This is a genomic window from Actinokineospora sp. HUAS TT18, from assembly GCF_051364635.1.
Classification (GTDB): Bacteria; Actinomycetota; Actinomycetes; order Mycobacteriales; family Pseudonocardiaceae; genus Actinokineospora.
The window spans coordinates 6,621,873-6,637,912 of the sequence record NZ_CP195645.1 but is presented as its reverse complement, the minus strand read 5'-3'; the positions used below and the strand labels follow the sequence as shown (position 1 = coordinate 6,637,912).

18 protein-coding genes are annotated in these 16,040 nt (G+C 69.2%); 1 reads left to right on the top strand and 17 read right to left on the bottom strand.

Annotated features, from left to right (window positions below; genetic code table 11):
- Window positions 1-16 precede the first annotated feature (16 nt).
- The 7 genes from ACSHT8_RS30900 to ACSHT8_RS30870 all read right to left on the bottom strand — a co-directional run bounded on the left by ACSHT8_RS30900 (window position 17) and on the right by ACSHT8_RS30870 (window position 6,229).
- Window positions 17-1,489: an aminotransferase class III-fold pyridoxal phosphate-dependent enzyme gene (locus ACSHT8_RS30900; RefSeq protein WP_436494960.1), complete on the bottom strand. Its 1,473-nt coding sequence runs from the start codon at window positions 1,487-1,489 to the stop codon at window positions 17-19.
- 93 nt (window positions 1,490-1,582) lie between these two features.
- Entirely contained in the window at window positions 1,583-2,659 is a 1,077-nt protein-coding gene (locus ACSHT8_RS30895; protein WP_436494958.1) for a type III polyketide synthase, read from the bottom strand.
- The gene (locus ACSHT8_RS30890; protein WP_436494956.1) at window positions 2,656-3,132 is read right to left on the bottom strand and encodes a hypothetical protein; all 477 of its coding nucleotides are present in this window, start codon (window positions 3,130-3,132) and stop codon (window positions 2,656-2,658) included. Before ACSHT8_RS30890 ends, ACSHT8_RS30895 begins: the two co-directional genes overlap by 4 nt.
- Window positions 3,133-3,135: 3 nt before the next feature.
- Complete coding sequence (gene ubiG / locus ACSHT8_RS30885; RefSeq protein WP_436494954.1) at window positions 3,136-3,933, bottom strand: bifunctional 2-polyprenyl-6-hydroxyphenol methylase/3-demethylubiquinol 3-O-methyltransferase UbiG; 798 nt, start codon at window positions 3,931-3,933, stop codon at window positions 3,136-3,138.
- A 171-nt stretch (window positions 3,934-4,104) separates the two neighbouring features.
- The gene (locus tag ACSHT8_RS30880; protein ID WP_436494952.1) at window positions 4,105-4,764 is read right to left on the bottom strand and encodes an acyl-CoA dehydrogenase family protein; all 660 of its coding nucleotides are present in this window, start codon (window positions 4,762-4,764) and stop codon (window positions 4,105-4,107) included.
- A 29-nt stretch (window positions 4,765-4,793) separates the two neighbouring features.
- Window positions 4,794-5,963 carry an acyl-CoA dehydrogenase family protein gene (locus ACSHT8_RS30875; protein ID WP_436494950.1) on the bottom strand — a complete coding sequence of 390 codons (1,170 nt, stop codon included), beginning with the start codon at window positions 5,961-5,963 and terminating at the stop codon, window positions 4,794-4,796.
- The gene (locus ACSHT8_RS30870; RefSeq protein WP_436494948.1) at window positions 5,960-6,229 is read right to left on the bottom strand and encodes an acyl carrier protein; all 270 of its coding nucleotides are present in this window, start codon (window positions 6,227-6,229) and stop codon (window positions 5,960-5,962) included. The genes ACSHT8_RS30875 and ACSHT8_RS30870 overlap by 4 nt, the downstream gene beginning before the upstream one ends.
- 236 nt (window positions 6,230-6,465) lie before the next feature.
- On the opposite strand from ACSHT8_RS30870, the gene ACSHT8_RS30865 reads away from it, so the two are divergent.
- Window positions 6,466-8,670 carry an MMPL family transporter gene (locus tag ACSHT8_RS30865; RefSeq protein WP_436494946.1) on the top strand — a complete coding sequence of 735 codons (2,205 nt, stop codon included), beginning with the start codon at window positions 6,466-6,468 and terminating at the stop codon, window positions 8,668-8,670.
- A gap of 100 nt (window positions 8,671-8,770) precedes the next feature.
- Here the strand turns inward: ACSHT8_RS30865 and ACSHT8_RS30860 are convergent, their stop codons facing one another.
- From ACSHT8_RS30860 to ACSHT8_RS30815, 10 genes are all read right to left on the bottom strand, one after another.
- Window positions 8,771-9,352: a hypothetical protein gene (locus tag ACSHT8_RS30860; RefSeq protein ID WP_436494944.1), complete on the bottom strand. Its 582-nt coding sequence runs from the start codon at window positions 9,350-9,352 to the stop codon at window positions 8,771-8,773.
- Between the two features lie 135 nt (window positions 9,353-9,487).
- Window positions 9,488-10,843: an acetyl-CoA carboxylase biotin carboxylase subunit gene (gene accC, locus ACSHT8_RS30855; RefSeq protein ID WP_436494942.1), complete on the bottom strand. Its 1,356-nt coding sequence runs from the start codon at window positions 10,841-10,843 to the stop codon at window positions 9,488-9,490.
- Window positions 10,844-10,848: 5 nt separating this feature from the next.
- Window positions 10,849-11,394 (bottom strand): acetyl-CoA carboxylase biotin carboxyl carrier protein, encoded by a 546-nt coding sequence (gene accB, locus ACSHT8_RS30850; protein WP_436494940.1) that lies wholly within the window; start codon window positions 11,392-11,394, stop codon window positions 10,849-10,851.
- A 66-nt stretch (window positions 11,395-11,460) separates the two neighbouring features.
- The gene (locus tag ACSHT8_RS30845) at window positions 11,461-13,173 is read right to left on the bottom strand and encodes an acetyl-CoA carboxylase carboxyltransferase subunit alpha (protein ID WP_436494938.1); all 1,713 of its coding nucleotides are present in this window, start codon (window positions 13,171-13,173) and stop codon (window positions 11,461-11,463) included.
- Window positions 13,174-13,312: 139 nt separating this feature from the next.
- The gene (locus ACSHT8_RS30840; RefSeq protein ID WP_436494936.1) at window positions 13,313-13,504 is read right to left on the bottom strand and encodes a hypothetical protein; all 192 of its coding nucleotides are present in this window, start codon (window positions 13,502-13,504) and stop codon (window positions 13,313-13,315) included.
- A gap of 86 nt (window positions 13,505-13,590) precedes the next feature.
- Window positions 13,591-13,899 carry an antibiotic biosynthesis monooxygenase family protein gene (locus tag ACSHT8_RS30835; protein WP_054044455.1) on the bottom strand — a complete coding sequence of 103 codons (309 nt, stop codon included), beginning with the start codon at window positions 13,897-13,899 and terminating at the stop codon, window positions 13,591-13,593.
- A complete protein-coding gene (locus tag ACSHT8_RS30830; RefSeq protein ID WP_436494934.1) occupies window positions 13,896-14,264 on the bottom strand; it encodes an antibiotic biosynthesis monooxygenase family protein in 369 nt (122 codons plus the stop codon). The genes ACSHT8_RS30835 and ACSHT8_RS30830 overlap by 4 nt, the downstream gene beginning before the upstream one ends.
- Window positions 14,265-15,017: an SDR family NAD(P)-dependent oxidoreductase gene (locus ACSHT8_RS30825; RefSeq protein WP_054044450.1), complete on the bottom strand. Its 753-nt coding sequence runs from the start codon at window positions 15,015-15,017 to the stop codon at window positions 14,265-14,267.
- 64 nt (window positions 15,018-15,081) lie between these two features.
- Window positions 15,082-15,543 (bottom strand): DUF1772 domain-containing protein, encoded by a 462-nt coding sequence (locus ACSHT8_RS30820; protein WP_436494932.1) that lies wholly within the window; start codon window positions 15,541-15,543, stop codon window positions 15,082-15,084.
- Between the two features lie 34 nt (window positions 15,544-15,577).
- Window positions 15,578-16,036, bottom strand: coding sequence for an SRPBCC family protein (locus tag ACSHT8_RS30815; RefSeq protein WP_436494930.1), 459 nt, complete (start codon window positions 16,034-16,036; stop codon window positions 15,578-15,580).
- Between the last annotated feature and the right edge of the window lie 4 nt (window positions 16,037-16,040).

The following is a 16,040-nucleotide window of genomic DNA, read 5'->3' as shown; positions in this document are numbered from 1 at the left end:
CCGACGAGTGGTGGTCTTACTTCGGCAGCACGAAGGGGAAGTCGTGCTTGTCCAGCTCCAGCGCGGAGTCGAGCACCGCGGTCAGCAGTTCGTCCACATCGGACTCGCTGTGCGCGTCGCCGGTGAAGAACATCGGCAGGCTCAGCGTGTAGACGCCGCGGCGGCGCAGCATCAGGGTCAGCAGGAACAGGCCGATCGGGTTCACCGCCTCGGCGAACTCGCGGTAGTCGCCGTAGGACTCCTCGGCGACGAAGCCGAACGAGCCGATGAAGTCGCCGAAGCCGAGCAGGCGCAGCGGGATGCCGGTCTCGGCGCGGAACTCCGCCAGGCGCGACTGCACCCGGTCGACCTTGGCGCGGGTGCGGTCGTAGTAGGCGTCGCCCGCGTCGCGCAGGGTGCTGAGCGCGGCGAAGGAGGCGGCCAGGGACAGGTGGTTGCCGGCGTGCGTGGTCTGCACGCAGGTCTTGCGGCCCAGGTCGGTCAGCGGCAGACCCGAGGTCTGCATGTGGTCGATGATGTCGCTGCGGCCCGCGACGATCGACAGCGGCAGGCCGAGGCCGGTGACGACCTTGCCGTAGCAGTACAGGTCGGCCGGGATGTCGAAGTGGCCCGCGGCGCCCTGCGGCCCGTAGCGGAAGCCGGTCAGCACCTCGTCGAGGATGAACGGCACGCGCAGCGCCTTGCAGCGCTCGGCGACCGCGCGGATCATCGGCACGGTGTGCTCGACGTACGGGAACGACGACGAGACGGCCTCGCCGAGCACGCCGGCGAGCTGGTCGCGGTGCCGCTCGATGAGTTCGAGCGCCTTGGCGGTGTCGTTGGGCAGGATCAGCAGTTCGGCCGGGGACGCCGGGGCGACACCGGTCAGCGCGGGCAGCGGCGCGATGCCGTTCTCGGTCACCTCGGGGAAGGGCTGCACCGGGTGGCCGTGGTACCAGAACGCGGTGTTGTGCGCGGCCAGGTCGTGCACGCCGTGCAGCGCGCCCTCGAACTTGGCGATCATCCGCTTGCCGGTGTGCGCGCGGACGAGGCGGATCGCGGCGTTGGTGGCGTCGGTGCCCGAGTTGAGGAAGGCGAACTTCTGCGCGTGCGGCAGCATGTCCTCGAGCAGGTCGACCAGCTGCAGCTCGGTCAGGTTCAGGTAGCCGTTGCCGGTGGAGCGGCCCAGCTGCTCCTTGATGTGGTCGACCACGGCGGGCGGGTTGTGGCCGAACAGCGCCTGCGAGCCGAAGCCCAGGTGCGAGTCGAGGTAGGTGTTGCCGTCGATGTCGGTGATCCGGCTGCCCTGCGCCTCGGCGACGACCAGCGGGAACTGCGGGGCGTGGAAGGGCCAGAACACGTGGTTGGACGCCGCGCGCTCGCGGACCTGGTTCGCGACCTCCAGCGACTGGCGCTGCCGCTCGCCGAGGTCGGTGAACAGCTCGATGACCCACTGCTGGCTGAGCAGGTCGGCGACCAGGCTCTCGACGGTGGTGGATGGGGTGGCCATGGCCGACTCCGTTCAGGTGGATGCTCGCTGGTCGATGGGTGCGGCCCCATCGCTGGCGGACGGTGTGTGATCGAGGTTTGAAGGTGTCGCGGATCAGAACCGGATCAGCGCGGATTCCATGGTCAGGCCGGGGCCGAAGGCCATGAACACGCCGTACTCCCCCGCCGCCGGGCGGACTTCACGCAGGATGTGGTCGAGGATGAGCAGCACCGTCGGCGACGAGCAGTTGCCCCACGTGCCGAGGATGTGCAGCGACGGCTGCAGCGCGGAGACCGGCAGGTCGAGGCGCTCGCCGACGTAGTCGATGATCTTCGGGCCGCCGGGGTGGATGCCCCAGTGCTTGACGTCGCCGGGCTTCAGGCCGTGCTGGTCGAGCAGGCGGCCGACGAACGGGACGATCGTCTCCGACAGGTACAGCGGCACGTACGGCGACAGCGTCATGCGGAAGGCGTCGTCCATGACCTTCCACGTCATCGCCGCGGACGTCTCCGGGTGGGTCTCGGTGTGCGTGCCGAGGATCACCGGGCCCTCGACGTCGTTCACATCGCCGTCCACAGAGGACAGCAGCAGCGTCGCGGCTGCGTCGCCGAACAGGCCGGTGACGACGACCTGCTCCTTGGTGGCCTCCGGGCGCAGGTGCACCGAGCACACCTCGGCGCAGGTGACCAGCGCCAGCTCGTCTGGCCGACCGGCCAGCGAGTCCAGCGCGACTTTGATGCCGTTGAACGCCGCGTAGCAGCCCATGTGGCCGACGAACGTGCGGCGCAGGTTCTGCGGCAGGCCGAACTCCTTGGCCAGCAGCATCTCCGGCGTCGGGCCCGCGTAGCCGGTGCAGCTCACGAAGGTGTAGCTGCCGATCTTGTCGGTGTCGACGCCGTCGATGACGCCGCCCACGGTCTCCCGGCCCATGGCCAGGACGCTCTGCTCCCACGCCTCGATCCGGGTCTTCATCCCCGGCCAGCCGTCGGCGTAACGCTCGGCGGGCGACCACGCCTGCCTGCGCTGCTTGACCTGGGTGCTCTTGAAGAGCTTCTCGGCGTCGGGGACGTCGGCGTAGAGGTCCTTGTAGAAGGTCTCGAACATCTCGTCCTGCGAGATGGCCGGTCCCGCCTGCGCGGTGCGCAGGCCCAGGATGCGCGCGGGCGCTACGGCGGTGGTCGCCGAGATCATCTGGCCACGCTCACGTTCTCGACGGCGTCGCGGATGGCGGCGAGGAAGCCCTCGGTGGCCTCGTCGCTCTCCTTCTGCGCGAACGGCTCGATCAGGATGACCACGACCGGCGCGACGTCGACCGATGCCTCGGCGCGGGTCTCGATCTCCAGGACCTGCTCGTCGGGGGTGGCGCCGTCGGAGAGCCGGAAGTGGCCCCAGGAGCGGAAGTTGTGCTCGCCGTGCGGCTCCCAGGTGACCAGGTCCGGGTCGGTGGTGTCGTAGCGGGCCTGGTAGTCGGGGGTGAACACGACCGCGCCGTTGGACACCGTGGCGAGGCGCAGGTGGAACACGCCGTCGCCGAGGTCGGACATCTCGTCGACGCCGGGCATCAGCCGACCGGTCTCCAGCACGGCCGCGATGGTGCGGCGCAGTGTCTCGCGGTCGGTGCGGATGGTGATGTCACGCTTGGACTTTGACCGGATCCAAACCATGTCTCAGCTCTCCTGGGCGGGGGTCTTGACGGCCTGGCCGATGTAGCTGACCGCGAGGGACTTGGTGAAGTGGAACTCGCCGATCGCGCCGCCGCGCAGGACGGTGGGGATGAGCTTGTGCGGCGGGGCCTTGGGCTCCAGGCCCTTCAGCTCGCCGATGGCCAGGCCGTGGTCGGCGAACACCTTGGCCAGTTCGTCCGGGCGGATGAACATCTTCCAGTTGTGCGTGCCCGGGTAGACGATCTTCAGGACGCGCTCGGAGAGCACGATCGCCTTGAGGTAGCTCATGACCGTGCGGTTGATCGTGTCGAACACGACGATCCCGCCGTCGCGCAGCACGCGGGCGATCTCGGAGACCGCGCCGGGCAGGTCGTGCAGGTGCTCCAGGACGTCGGAGATGACGACCATGTCGATGGTGCCGTCACCCGCGGGCAGTTCGTATGCCGAACCGACGACGTACTTGACGCTGACACCGTTGGCCGCGGCGTGCTTGCGCGCGGTCTCAATGGAGCCCTCGGACAGGTCGACCCCGGTGACGTCGTAGCCGAGCGCCGCCATCCGCTCTGACACCAGACCACCGCCGCAGCCGATGTCCAGCACGGTGACCTGGCCCGGCTCGCGGTCGAACGCGGCGCGCGCGGCCTGGTCGAAGTGCGCGACCCGCGACGGGTTCATGTCGTGCAGCGCGCGCAGCGGGCCGGTCTCGCTCCACCAGTCGTCGCCGACCTCGTGGTAGTACTCGTTGTCGATCGCGACGTCGGTCGGGTCGAGCGCGACCAGGTGCCGGTCGTTGCCTGCCATCACAGCCACCTCGGGGTTTGGATCTCTGCGGTGTCGATGTCCACTGCTGGGTCGAGCGCGACCAGGTGCCGGTCGTTGCCTGCCATCACAGCCACCTCGGGGTTTGGATCTCTGCGGTGTCGATGTCCACTGCTGGGTCGAGCGCGACCAGGTGCCGGTCGTTGCCTGCCATCACAGCCACCTCGGGGTTTCGGTTGGGTCGATGCCCACGGCGTTCTTGCCGACCAGCTCCCGGGCGAGGTCGCCCGACACCGGAGCGCTCACGGCCTTGAGGTCGTGCCAGATCTGCGACAGCCGGGCGGTTCCCTCGGAATCACCGCTGAGCACGCCGAACGCGGTCGCCACGACCGAGTCAGCCTCCGGGGCCACATACAGGTTCGCGACACACGCCTCGGCGAGGCCCACCGCACCATCAGCCGCGGCGCGCAGCGCCTGTCGGTCCAACAGGGCGACCATGGTGGCCAGCGAGCTGCGCATCCGGGCCACGGCGAACTGGGTGCCGGGCAGCCCAGTCAGCTCGATGCCCCGCGCCTTCGCCCGCTCCACCGCGATCTCGTACGCGCGCTCGGCCAGGCCCAGCCGCACAGCCGCGTCGTACAGCGTCCCGTACGCCTGACCAGCCGAGAACGTCTCCGCCAGCTTGAACGCGGTGACGCCGCAACCGCTCGCCACGGCCCGCAGGGCCGAGCGCCGCCCGACGGCGTCCTTGATCGCGGCCACGGTCACCCCGGCCGCCGCCAGTTCGGCCAGGTTCTCCTTCACGTCCCCGGCGTCGACCCGCCCAGCTCGGCGCTTCTCAAAGCCCGCGGCCAGCTCGCGTGCGGTTTCCACGGCGCTCTCCTTCAGTGCGGTCACTGTGATCACCCGACCCAGCGGGGTTCGGCGAAGATCGGCACGCCCAGTGCCTGCTTGCCCGCCCACTCCTGCACCACGTCGGTGGCCGGGGGCACGAGCAGACCGGCGACGACGTCGCGGTACATCCGCTGCAGCGGGTCGGCCGACGAGAGGCCGGAGCCGCCCTGGACCTGCATGCCCAGGGTCACCACCTCGTGCGCGAGCTTGGTGACGCTCGACTTCATGACGCTCATGTCGATGTAGTGCGCCAGCGGGTCGACGTCGTCGTGCTCGGCGTGGATGGCCGCTTCCAGGTGCGCGCGGGCCGCGGCGACCTTGGCCGCCATCTCGGCGATGCGGAACTGGATGCCCGGCAGGTGCGCGTTCGGCTTGCCGATCACGCTGATGATCCGCTTCTGCTGCGTAGCCACGACGTGGTCGAGCGCGGCGCGCGCGATGCCGACGAAGCACGACGCGAAGCTGCACCACGCCCAGTGCACGCCCATCATGAACAGCATCGGCAGCGTCCCCCGCTCGCCGACCGACCACTTGTCCTCGATGAAGAGATCCTCCAGCGCCAGCGAGTGGCTGCCCGTGGCGCGCATGCCCGCCGCGTCCCACTCGCCGACGACCCGGACGCCCTGCTCGGGCTTGGGCACCAGGAACGCCATCGGCTGCGGCAGCCCGCGGTCGTCCAGGGTCGCCGCGGACAGGAACAGGTGGGTCGCGCCGGGGAAGCCGGTGAAGAAGCCCTTGAAGCCGTTGAGCTTGAACCCGCCGTCGACCTCCTCGGCCCTCGTCGTCGGGTGCCACCAGTTGCCGCCGACGCCGGGTTCGCTGAAGCCGCCGGAGATCACCGCGCCGTCGACGACCGCGCGGCAGGCCCACTCGGCGCTCGCGCCGCCGAGGCGGGCGATCATCGCCAGGCCGTGGACGTGCATGTTCACCGCGAACGCCGTCGACGCGCAGCCGCCCGCGAGGATCTGCTGGGCCTCGCACAGCTCGGCAAGGCTCGCGTTGTCGCCGCCGAACTCGGCGGGCACGGTCATCGCGGTGTACCCGGAGCTGACCAGCTCGGCCATGTTCTCGTGCGGGAAGCTGGAGTCGGCGTCGTGCTGACGCGCGCGCTCGGCGAACCTCGGCGCCAGCTCGTGGGCCAGCGCGATGTAGTCGGTCTTGGCCTTGGTCGCGGTCATCCGGCCACCGCCTGGCGCGACGCCGCCAGCAGAGCCGCCATCGATCCCACGCTGTCGACCTCGGAGGACATGGCGTCGGCCAGCCACACCCGCAGGTCGAAGTCCGGGTAGTCGTCGCGAATCCGTTGGGCCAGCTCGACCAGGTCGAGCGAGTCGAAGCCCAGTTCCTCGGTGATCGAGGACTCCGGCCGGATGTCCTCGGCCCGCAGCGTCGGCTTGACCGCGACCAGGTCCTGGACCAGGGCGGCGACGTGAGCGTCGGTCACTACACGCGTTGAGTCCGTCATACAGGTGTCTCCGATGCGCTCCGATGGATGACTGGCGCTGCTCCGCACCGGGTGCGAATGCTGAGACGCACCCTTAGTGGGTGCCTGGTGATTCACTCGAACCGGCGATTCGTGGTGACTCCAGTGCGTCTCTAGTCAGTCACTAGCGGTTTGCGAGACCATTCGCGCGACGGTCGCGTGGGTCGGCCGAACACCGATCTGGGAGCGAACTCGACGTGAACGCCGTAGTCCGGTTCTCCATCGCCCGCCCCAAGGCCGTGATCGCGGTGTGGCTCGTGATCGTCGCGATCTGCGTGCCGCTGATGATCGAGCTGACCGGCGCGCTCAAAGCGGGCGGCTTCGACAACCCGCGCGGCGACGCCGCCAAGGGCCAGACCGTGCTGGAGCACTCGTTCGACGAGACCCCCGAGACCCTGCAGGTGGTGCTGACCAAGCCAGACGGCGATGTCACCACCGCCCTGCCGGAGGCCACGCAGGTCGCGAAGGCGACGCCGCACGTGGCCACGGTGCAGGACCACACGTTCGACCCGAAGTGGCTGTCGTCGGACAAGCACACGACGTTCCTGCAGCTGGGCTTCCGCGTCGACAAGTCCACCATCCAGGGTGAGATCAAGGACCTGCGCGCCCGGCTGACCGGCGCGCTTCGCGACGACAACGTCCAGGTGCATGTCACCGGTGCGCAGGCGCTGGACTTCGACCTGAGCGCGCAGTCGGAGGAAGACGCCGCCACCGCCGAGCTGATCGCGTTCCCGCTGCTGATCATCGTGCTGCTGCTGGTGTTCCGCTCGGTCGCGGCGATGCTGCTCCCGGTCGTGCTGGCCGGTGTCGCCCTCGTCGTGGCCTCCGCGATCGGCTACCTGATCACCTACCTGACCGACATGTCGACGCTGTTCACCAACGCGGTGTCGATCATCGGCCTGGCGGTCGCGGTCGACTATTCGCTGTTCATCATCAAGCGCTACCGCGACGAGCTGGCCGAGGGCGAGGTGTACGAACCCGCGCTGCGCACGGCCATGCGCACGGCGGGCCACGCGGTGGTGTTCAGCGGCCTGGCCGTCGTCGTCGCCCTGCTCGCGCTGTTCATCCCGCAGATCATGGTGTTCAGCAGCATGGCGATCGCGGGCATCGTGGTCACGCTGGTGGCGCTGGCCATGTCGATGTCCCTGCTGCCCGCCGCGCTGCGGCTCATGGGCAAGCGGATCAACTGGCTGTCACTCAAGCCGCGGGCGCCCAAGGAGCACACCGGCCCCGGGCTGATGTCGAAGCTGCACGCCAAGCCCGTCGCCCTGCTGCTCATCCTGATCGCCGCGTTCGGCGCGCTCGCCTTCCCGATGTCCGACATCCGCCTGCAGGCCCCGGTCGCCAGCGCGACGATCCTGCCGGAGGAGGCCGACTCGCGGCAGGGCATCGAGAAGCTCCAGTCCGCGCTCGAGTTCCGCAACCTGTTCCCGCTGCAGGTCGTCGTCAGCACCCCGTCGACCGAAGCCCCCTCGAAGCTGCTCGACGGCGTGCGCGCGGTGTCGGACGTGGTGGGCGCCCAGCCCGACATCGACAAGGTGACCGACGTCCGCTCGCTCGGCCTGCCCGCCGAGGCGGTCGACCTGGCCATCGACGGCAAGTTCGACCAGCTGCCCCCGGAGGCCAAGGAGGGCTTCGAGCAGCTGTGGCGCGTCGACGACGGCAAGCGCGTCAGCCGGACCATCATCGTCCCCGGCTACGACCCCGACTCCGACGCCGCCCACGACCTGGTCCACACCCTGCGCGAGAAGCTGCCGTCGGCCGTCCCCGCCGGGGTCACCGTCCACCTGACCGGCGCCACCGCCCACGGCGTCGACTTCGACGAGGTCCTGATCGACACCTTCCCCGCCATCCTCGGCGCGGTCGCCCTGATCACGATCGCCCTGCTGGCCCGGGCATTCCGCTCGTGGCTGCTGCCGCTGCTGGCCCTGGCCCTGAACGCGATGGTCGTGGCGGCCAGCCTCGGCATCCTGACGATGGTCAGCCAGAACTGGCTCGACCAGCGCATCGACAGCACCACGCCCGCGCTGGTGTTCGCGATCATGTTCGGCCTGAGCATGGACTACATGGTCATCATGATCTCCCGCATGCGCGAACGCTTCATCGCATCGGGCGACCACACCCAAGCCGTGACCGGCGGCCTGCGCGACACCGCGGGCCTGGTCAACGGCGCCGCCCTGATCATGGTGGCCGTCTTCGCCTCGTTCCTGGTCGCGAAGATCAGCGTGGTGCAGCAACTCGGCCTGGGCCTGGCCATCGCCGTCATCCTCGACGCGGTGGTCATCCGCCTGCTGGTAATGCCCGCCGCCCTGAACCTGATCGGCCCCCGCATCTGGGGCCGCGCCGCCCAAACCGCCGTCACGACCCCCTCCCCCGAACCGGAGAAGGTCGACGCGCACTGAGGTGTGGGGAAGGGCCCTGGCTCCGGCCGGTGCCCTTCTCTATGCGCCGAGGTCGCGCCCATCCAGCCGAACGGCTTCAGGACGCTGAGCAGGTCCCCTACTAGAGTTCGCCCACGGTGCCCGCCACCACGATCACCGCGAAGAGAATGCCCATGATCCACAGCGCGCTCCCGACGAGCTGGGCCACCCCAGCCGCGACGCGCAGTGGCAGCGGGAGGACGGTGCCGTCGAGCCTGCGCCTGGCCCCGGCCGACACCTTGGCCTCCCCTGTGCGCAGCGCCTTCCGAACCGCGGCGTCGACCTCCGGGTCGTTGACGGCGAGGCGGACACCGTGGCGGTCGGTGAGCATGAGGTGGTCGAGTGTCTGGCCCTCGGAAGGCCCGCGCAGCCGCCACACGCGGGTGAGGGCGTGCAGGTCGATGGTGCGCAGGCCGGTCACGGTCTTGGCCGTGACATAGCGCTTGTCGCGGTCGATCCGCGCGTGGTTGCAGAACGGCAGCGCGATCAGCAGTGCGAAAGTCACCATGGCGAGCACCACGAGCGTCATGCCTGGCCCGTCCTGCTCGTCGAACCCGATCCGACCGGCCGCGATGGTCATTCCACTGGCGACGGCGACCGCCGCCCAGAACGCGATCCGCGCGCGGAGGCGGGCCTGCCGCGGCGGTGCTAAGTGTTCCCCCATACCCGTTGATCGTCCGGAGTCCACAAAGCATGACGGGGCGCCTCGCCGAACGCGAGGCGCCCCGTCAGCGGGAACGGTCAGCAGTACGCCTAGACACTGGACAGCCAGGCGATCGCCCAACCGTCAGTGACGCTGTCAGACAGTGACCGGGTTCATCATCTTGTCCAGGAATCCCGTGGTGTGCCGGGCCTCCCGGAACGTCGGCTCGTCGATCACCTCACGCAGCAGGTCGACCGTGGTCCGGACGCCGTTGCCCGCGATCTGGAACTCGGCGAGCGCGCGCTGCATGCGGGCCAGGGCCTGCTCGCGGTCCGGCGCCCACACGACCAGCTTGGCGATCATCGAGTCGTAGTCCGGCGGGATCTTGTAGCCGGCGTACGCGTGCGTGTCGACCCGGGTGAACGGGCCCGTCGGGACGTTGAACTCCGTGAGCAGACCCGGGGTGGGCGCGAAGTTGCGCTTGGGGTCCTCGGCGTTCACCCGGCACTCGACGGACACGCCGCGCGGCTGGATGTCCTCCTGCTTGACCGACAGCGGCAGGCCCGCGGCGACCCGCAGCTGCTCGCGGACGATGTCGACGCCGGTGACCATCTCCGTCACCGGGTGCTCGACCTGGATCCGGCAGTTGATCTCCATGAAGTAGAAGCCGTTGTCGTCGACCAGGAACTCGAAGGTCCCCGCGCCCACGTAGCCGACCGCCTTGGCGCCGCGGACGGACGCCTCGGCGATCTGCTGCATCAGCTCGGCCGGGAGCCCCGGCGCCGGGGTCTCCTCGATCAGCTTCTGGTGGCGCCGCTGGATCGAGCAGTCACGCTCGCCCAGGTGCACGACGTTGCCGAAGCTGTCGGCGAGGATCTGCACCTCGACGTGGCGGGCGGCGTCGGCGTAGCGCTCGATGTAGACGCGCGAGTCGTTGAACACCGCGTGCGCCACACCGCGCGTGCGGCGGTAGGACGACGGCAGGTCGGCGCGGTCGCGGACCACGCTCATGCCGCGCCCGCCGCCACCGGCCGCGGCCTTGATGATGACCGGGAAGCCGATGTGGTCGGCCAGCTCCACCGCGTCGGTGAGGCTGTCGGCGGTGCGGGTGCTGCCGGGCAGCAGCGGCAGGCCCGCGGCCGTCATCAGCTCACGCGCCACCGCCTTGTCGCCCAGCTGGCTGATCACCGTCGGCGGGGCGCCGATGAAGACCAGGTCGTTCTCCTGGCACACCTCGGCGAAGTCGGGGTCCTCGGAGAGGAACCCGTAGCCGGGGTGGATCGCCTGGGCCCCGGTCTGCAGCGCGGCCTCGATGATGCCGGGCGCGGACAGGTAGCTCTGGCGGGGCGGCGGAGGGCCGATCTGCACCGCCTCGTCGGCGGCGCGCACGTGCGCGGAGTCGGCGTCCGCGGTCGAGTACACCGCGACGGTCCGGATGCCCATCTCCTTGCAGGTCCGCAGGACCCGCAGGGCGATCTCCCCCCGGTTGGCGACTAGGACCTTGTCGAACACGGCGCTCACTCCTGTTCAGACGGCGCCAGCACGACGAGCACCTGGTCGTATTCGACCGGCTCGGCGTTGCCGACCTTGATCTCCACGACGACGCCCGCGCGGTCGGCCTCGACCGGGTTCATCAGCTTCATCGCCTCGACGATGCCGATCTGCTGGCCTGCGTGCACCTCGTCGCCGACCTTGACGAACGGCGCGGCACCCGGCTCGGGCGCAGCGTAGAAGGTGCCCACCAGCGGCGACTTCACCGCGTGGCCGACGACCTCCGGCACGACCGCCTCGGCGGGCGCCGCGGCCACGGCCACCGCGACCGGAGCCGCCGCCGGGGTCACCGTGACCTGCGGGGCGACCTGCTGCGGGTAGTCCCACTCGACCTCGACGCTGGCGACACCGAGCGACATCCGCACGCGCCGGATCGGGGCCTTGCCGGTGCGCAGCATGCCGTCGATGCTGCGGCACATCTGCTCGAGTGCCACATTGCGGTCGTCATGACCGTTGTTGTCGGGATCGACGGCCGCCAGCCAGTCGCTGGCCCGTTCCTGCGCTTCCGTCATGCCACACCTCCGTCTTGAGCAACCACACTGATCAAGCTCCACATCGGACAATCCACACAGCGCATCTCAGCTACCGCCTTGGGCGACCACACCGAAGCCGCGGAACCGCGCGAGCCTGCGGGCCAAGCGCTCGTCAAGCTCCACATCGGACAGTTCATGCAACAGCTCCGCCACGGCCTGGCGCACCAGCTCCGACGCCGACGTCGGGTCGGTGTGGGCACCACCCTCCGGCTCGGGGACGATGCCGTCGACCACGCCGAGCCGCAGCAGCTCCGGCGCGGCGACGCGCAGCGCCTCGGCGGCCTGGCTGGCCGCCTCCGGCGCCTTCCACAGGATCGCCGCGCAGCCCTCGGGCGAGATGACCGAGTACGTGGCGTTCTCCAGCATCAGCACCTTGTCGGCCACGGCCAGCGCGAGCGCACCGCCGGAGCCGCCCTCACCGGTGACGATCGCCAGGATCGGGACCGGCAGCCGCGACATCAGCCGGATGTTCTCCGCGACCGCGATGGACTGGCCCTTCTCCTCGGCCTCGATGCCCGGGTACGCGCCCGCGGTGTCGATCAGCGTCACGACCGGCATGGTCAGCTTCTCGGCGAGGCGGAACAGCCTGGCCGCCTTGCGGTAGCCCGCCGGGGTGGCCATGCCGAAGTTGCGGCGGACCAGCTCGCCGGTCGTGTGCCCCTTCTGGTGGCCGACGACGACCGCGGGACGGCCCGACACCCAGCCGATGCCGCCGACGATCGCCGGGCAGTCGCCGCCGAGGCGGTCGCCGTGCAGCTCGAAGAACCCGTCGAGCCACTGGCCCGCGTGGTCGAGCATCGTCGGCCGCTGCAGCTCGCGCGCCAGCTTCACCGCGTCCCACGCCGGGCGACCGGCCAGGTGCGCGGGCAGGTCCTCGGCGCCGCGCATGACGACCTTCTCCGGCTCCTCGCCGTAGATCGCCTCCGGCCCGGCGCGGTGGCTGGCCGCCGCGACCAGGCGCGAGAGCACCCCGCGCAGGTCGCCGCGCTTGACCACGGCGTCGATCATGCCGGTGGCCAGCAGGAACTCGGCGGTCTGGAAGCCCTCCGGCAGGTCCTGGCGCACGGTCTGCTTGATGACGCGCGGCCCGGCGAAGCCCATCCGGGCGCCCGGCTCGGCGATGACGATGTCCGACAGCGTGGCGAAGGACGCCGAGACGCCGCCGTAGGTCGGGTCGGTGACCACGGTGATGGTGAGCAGCCCGGCCTCGTCGAGCAGCGCGAAGGCGGCGCTGGTCTTGGCCATCTGCATCAGCGAGAGGGCACCCTCCTGCATCCGCGCGCCGCCCGAGGCGGTGATCACGATGAGCGGGCACTTGTCCGCGAGCGCGGCCTCGGCCGCCGCGGTGATCGCCTCACCCTCGGCGCTGCCCAGGCTGCCGCCGAGGAAGCCGAAGTCCATGACCGCCACGACCACGGGCTGACCCTCGATCAGGCCGCGCACCGGGATGACCCCGCTGGTGCGGCCCGAGCGGCGCTCCGCGTCCCGCCTGCGGTCCACATAGGACTTCGAGTCGGTGAACCCGAGCGGGTCGCGCACCGTGTCGGCGACCTCGATCACCCTGGCCGAGCCCGCGTCGAGCAGGTGCTCGAGCCGTAACTCGGGCTCCACCGGATGGTGTCGACCACAGAACGGGCAGACCCGCAGTTCCCGGGCGAAGCGCTTGCCATAGGTCAGCGTGCGGCACTGCTCGCAGCGCACCCACCCCGCGGCATCGCTTTGCTGCTTGGCCGGTTCGAGCGGCACAGCCGTCGTCATGGAGATTCCCCTTCACGTTCCCGGCGAGTGTCCGATTAGGACCAATTGCCCCTGGCACGAAAGTTCCTGTGTCGATGTTGCCTTTGTCACCTAGAGGCGCGATCGAAGCGGAATTGAGAGAACTCTCAGCCTTGATCAGTTACTTTCGAGTAGTACTTTCAGTAGGAACAGGCAATCGTTCGGAAGCCTGTTCTTCATTCGACTCTTCACTCGACAGCGGGACGCCGCTGCCGAACGAACCCATCACCACCAGGCCGTATCCGCAGGCCGCAAACACCTGCCGCCACCACTGGCGCAGCCTTTCCTCTTCTTCCTCGGTCAAATCACGCATCGCGTAACCCCTATCCATCCCCCTGAAAAGACAGCGGGAGGGTGTCCCCCGGCCTGGCCGGTCCAACACCCTCCCGAAACTGTCGATCAGTAGCTGGCGGTGACCTCATAGAGCGCGAACGGAACAGCTCCGGGACGGGTGTCGCGGTATTTGCGCAACGCCGAGGTCTGGCCCTTGTGGGCCGGGCCCTGCTCCCATTCGTTGAACGCGTCCATGTCGACCCACCGGCTCATCACCACGAACCCCAGCGGGTCGTGGACCGACCGCATGAGGTCGTTGCCCAGCATCCCCGGCACACCCACGAGTTCCTTGCTCACCTCGTGGTAGGCCTGCTCGACACCCTCGACGTCGTCGGTGGCGTGGTAGATGAAGATCCGGACTTCCTTGCCACTCATGCCTGAGCGGCTTCCCACTCCGTGTGGGTCTTCACGGTGGCCGAGGACGCCAGGTGCGCCACGACGTTCATGGTCACCATGGAACCCTTGGACCGGTAGGGGTGCAGCTTCTGGCGGTGGTCCAGGTGCCGGTCGGACAGCTCGAACTCGCGGAACCGCGGCTCGTCCACCCAGTCGGAGACGATGTAGTACACGCCTTCCTCGTCCTGGCTGCGCGAGAGCCACTGGCCCAGGTTGGCCGGGTGCGAGGTGACCGAGTCGCCCACCTCGGTCCACACGCGCTCGAAGTCGGCTTCCATGCCCGGGTTGATCTCCATGCGGAGCATGACCCGGTACGCGGTGTAGGTCTGCGTTGCGGCGGACATTTAGGAGATACCTCCGTCGACGTGGATGGTGGCGCCGGTGACGTACTTGCTCAGGTCGGACGCGAGCCACAGGACCGCGCCCGCGACCTCGTCCGGGGTGCCCAGGCGGCCCAGCGCGGTCTTCTCGCTGTAGCGCTTGCGCATCATGGCCTGCTGCTCCTCGGGCATGGCGTCGAGCGCCTCGGTCTCGATGACGCCGAGCGCGAGGACGTTGAAGCGCAGGCCCTTGGTGCCGAACTCCTTGGCCAGCGAGCGGGTCAGACCGCGCAGCGCCGCCTTGGTGGTGGTGTAGTGCGACCGCAGCGGGATGCCCACCTCGGACGACTTCGAGCCGATGTTGACGATCGAGGCGTCCTCGGCCAGGAACGGCAGCGCCTGCTGGATGACCAGGTGCACGGCGGTGACGTTGGTGTTGAGGATGCGCAGCCACTCGTCGAGCTCGAGCTGGCCGTAGGGCACGTGCGAGATGGTGCCCGCGTTGTTCACGATCAGGTCGAGGGTGCCGAACTGGTTCTTGACCTCGGTCATGAACTCGGTGATCTGCTCGGGCTCGGCCAGGTCGGCCTGGATGACGTGGTGCTGGCCGCCGATCTCCTTGAGCTCACGGCGAAGCGACTCGACCAGCTCGCTGTCCTGCCGGTAGCAGGTGACGACGTCGACACCGGCCTTGGCCAGCGCCAGCACGATGCCGCGGCCCACACCGCGGACGCCGCCGGTGACCAGCGCCTTCTTTCCCTTGAGGCCCAGATCCATTGCGTTTCCTTCCAACATCGTTCTGATTGTCAGATCAACAGCGCTGTTCAGATCAACACGCTGTTCAGAACAGCAGGGCCAACGCGGCGCAGTTGGCCACGAGCGCGGCCACCGCGAGGTAGCTGCGATTGCGGTTCCACCGGCCCCAGTCCGCCCGCTTGCCCTCGTAGTCCGGGCCTTCGGGCAGGTTCTCGGGGTCGAGGGTCTGGACCCACTTGTTCGTCGGCACGTTCTTGATCAGCGAGATCGACACCGTGGCGAGCGCGAAGAGCGCGCCCAGCGCGTAGATCGCCGAGGCCGCCGCCTTGGGGGCGAGGATGGCCAGGGCGATGTCGCCCAGGACCGTCCCGACGAAACAGATCGGCATGAACGGGTCATACCGGGTGGCGAAGAAAGCGTGCGCGTGCACGTACCGGTCCGTCGGCAGGGCGGCAAGCAGCGGGAAGCCACCCAGCTGCGTGCCGAGCAGTACCCCGGCCGACAAACCGCTCATCAGCAGTACCAACGGAATGAGGACCGCGAGCACCAGCTACCTCCCTACTCGTTTCAGACCGGAGAGATCAGACCCGGGCCTTGGCCTCGGCCTCGACCTTGTCCTTGATCAGCTTCATCTGGACGGCGGTGTTCGTGTTCAGGCGCTCGGTCATCCCGGCGTCGTCCAGCGGCGCCCACGGCTTCATCTCGAAGTCCTGGACCCAGCGCATGAGCACGCCGTCGTCGGTCTGGGTGTACTCCCAGAACAGCGCCATGTACTTGAAGACGCCGGTCTCGACGCGGGCCGAGCGCACGGTGTGCGTCTCCGGGTCGATCGTCCGCTCCGACACCCACGACCAGACCTTGCCGGTCTCGTCGGGGTGCAGGGCGAGCTTGAACCGGAAGGTGTTGCCGCGCTGCTCGATGATCTCGGCGATGGAGTACTCGCTGAACAGCTCGGTCCACGCCTCGATGTCGTTGGTGCGCTCCCAGACGTAGTCCAGCGGCGCGTCGATCAGGATCGAATTGTCGGTGTGGCCGGACATGTCG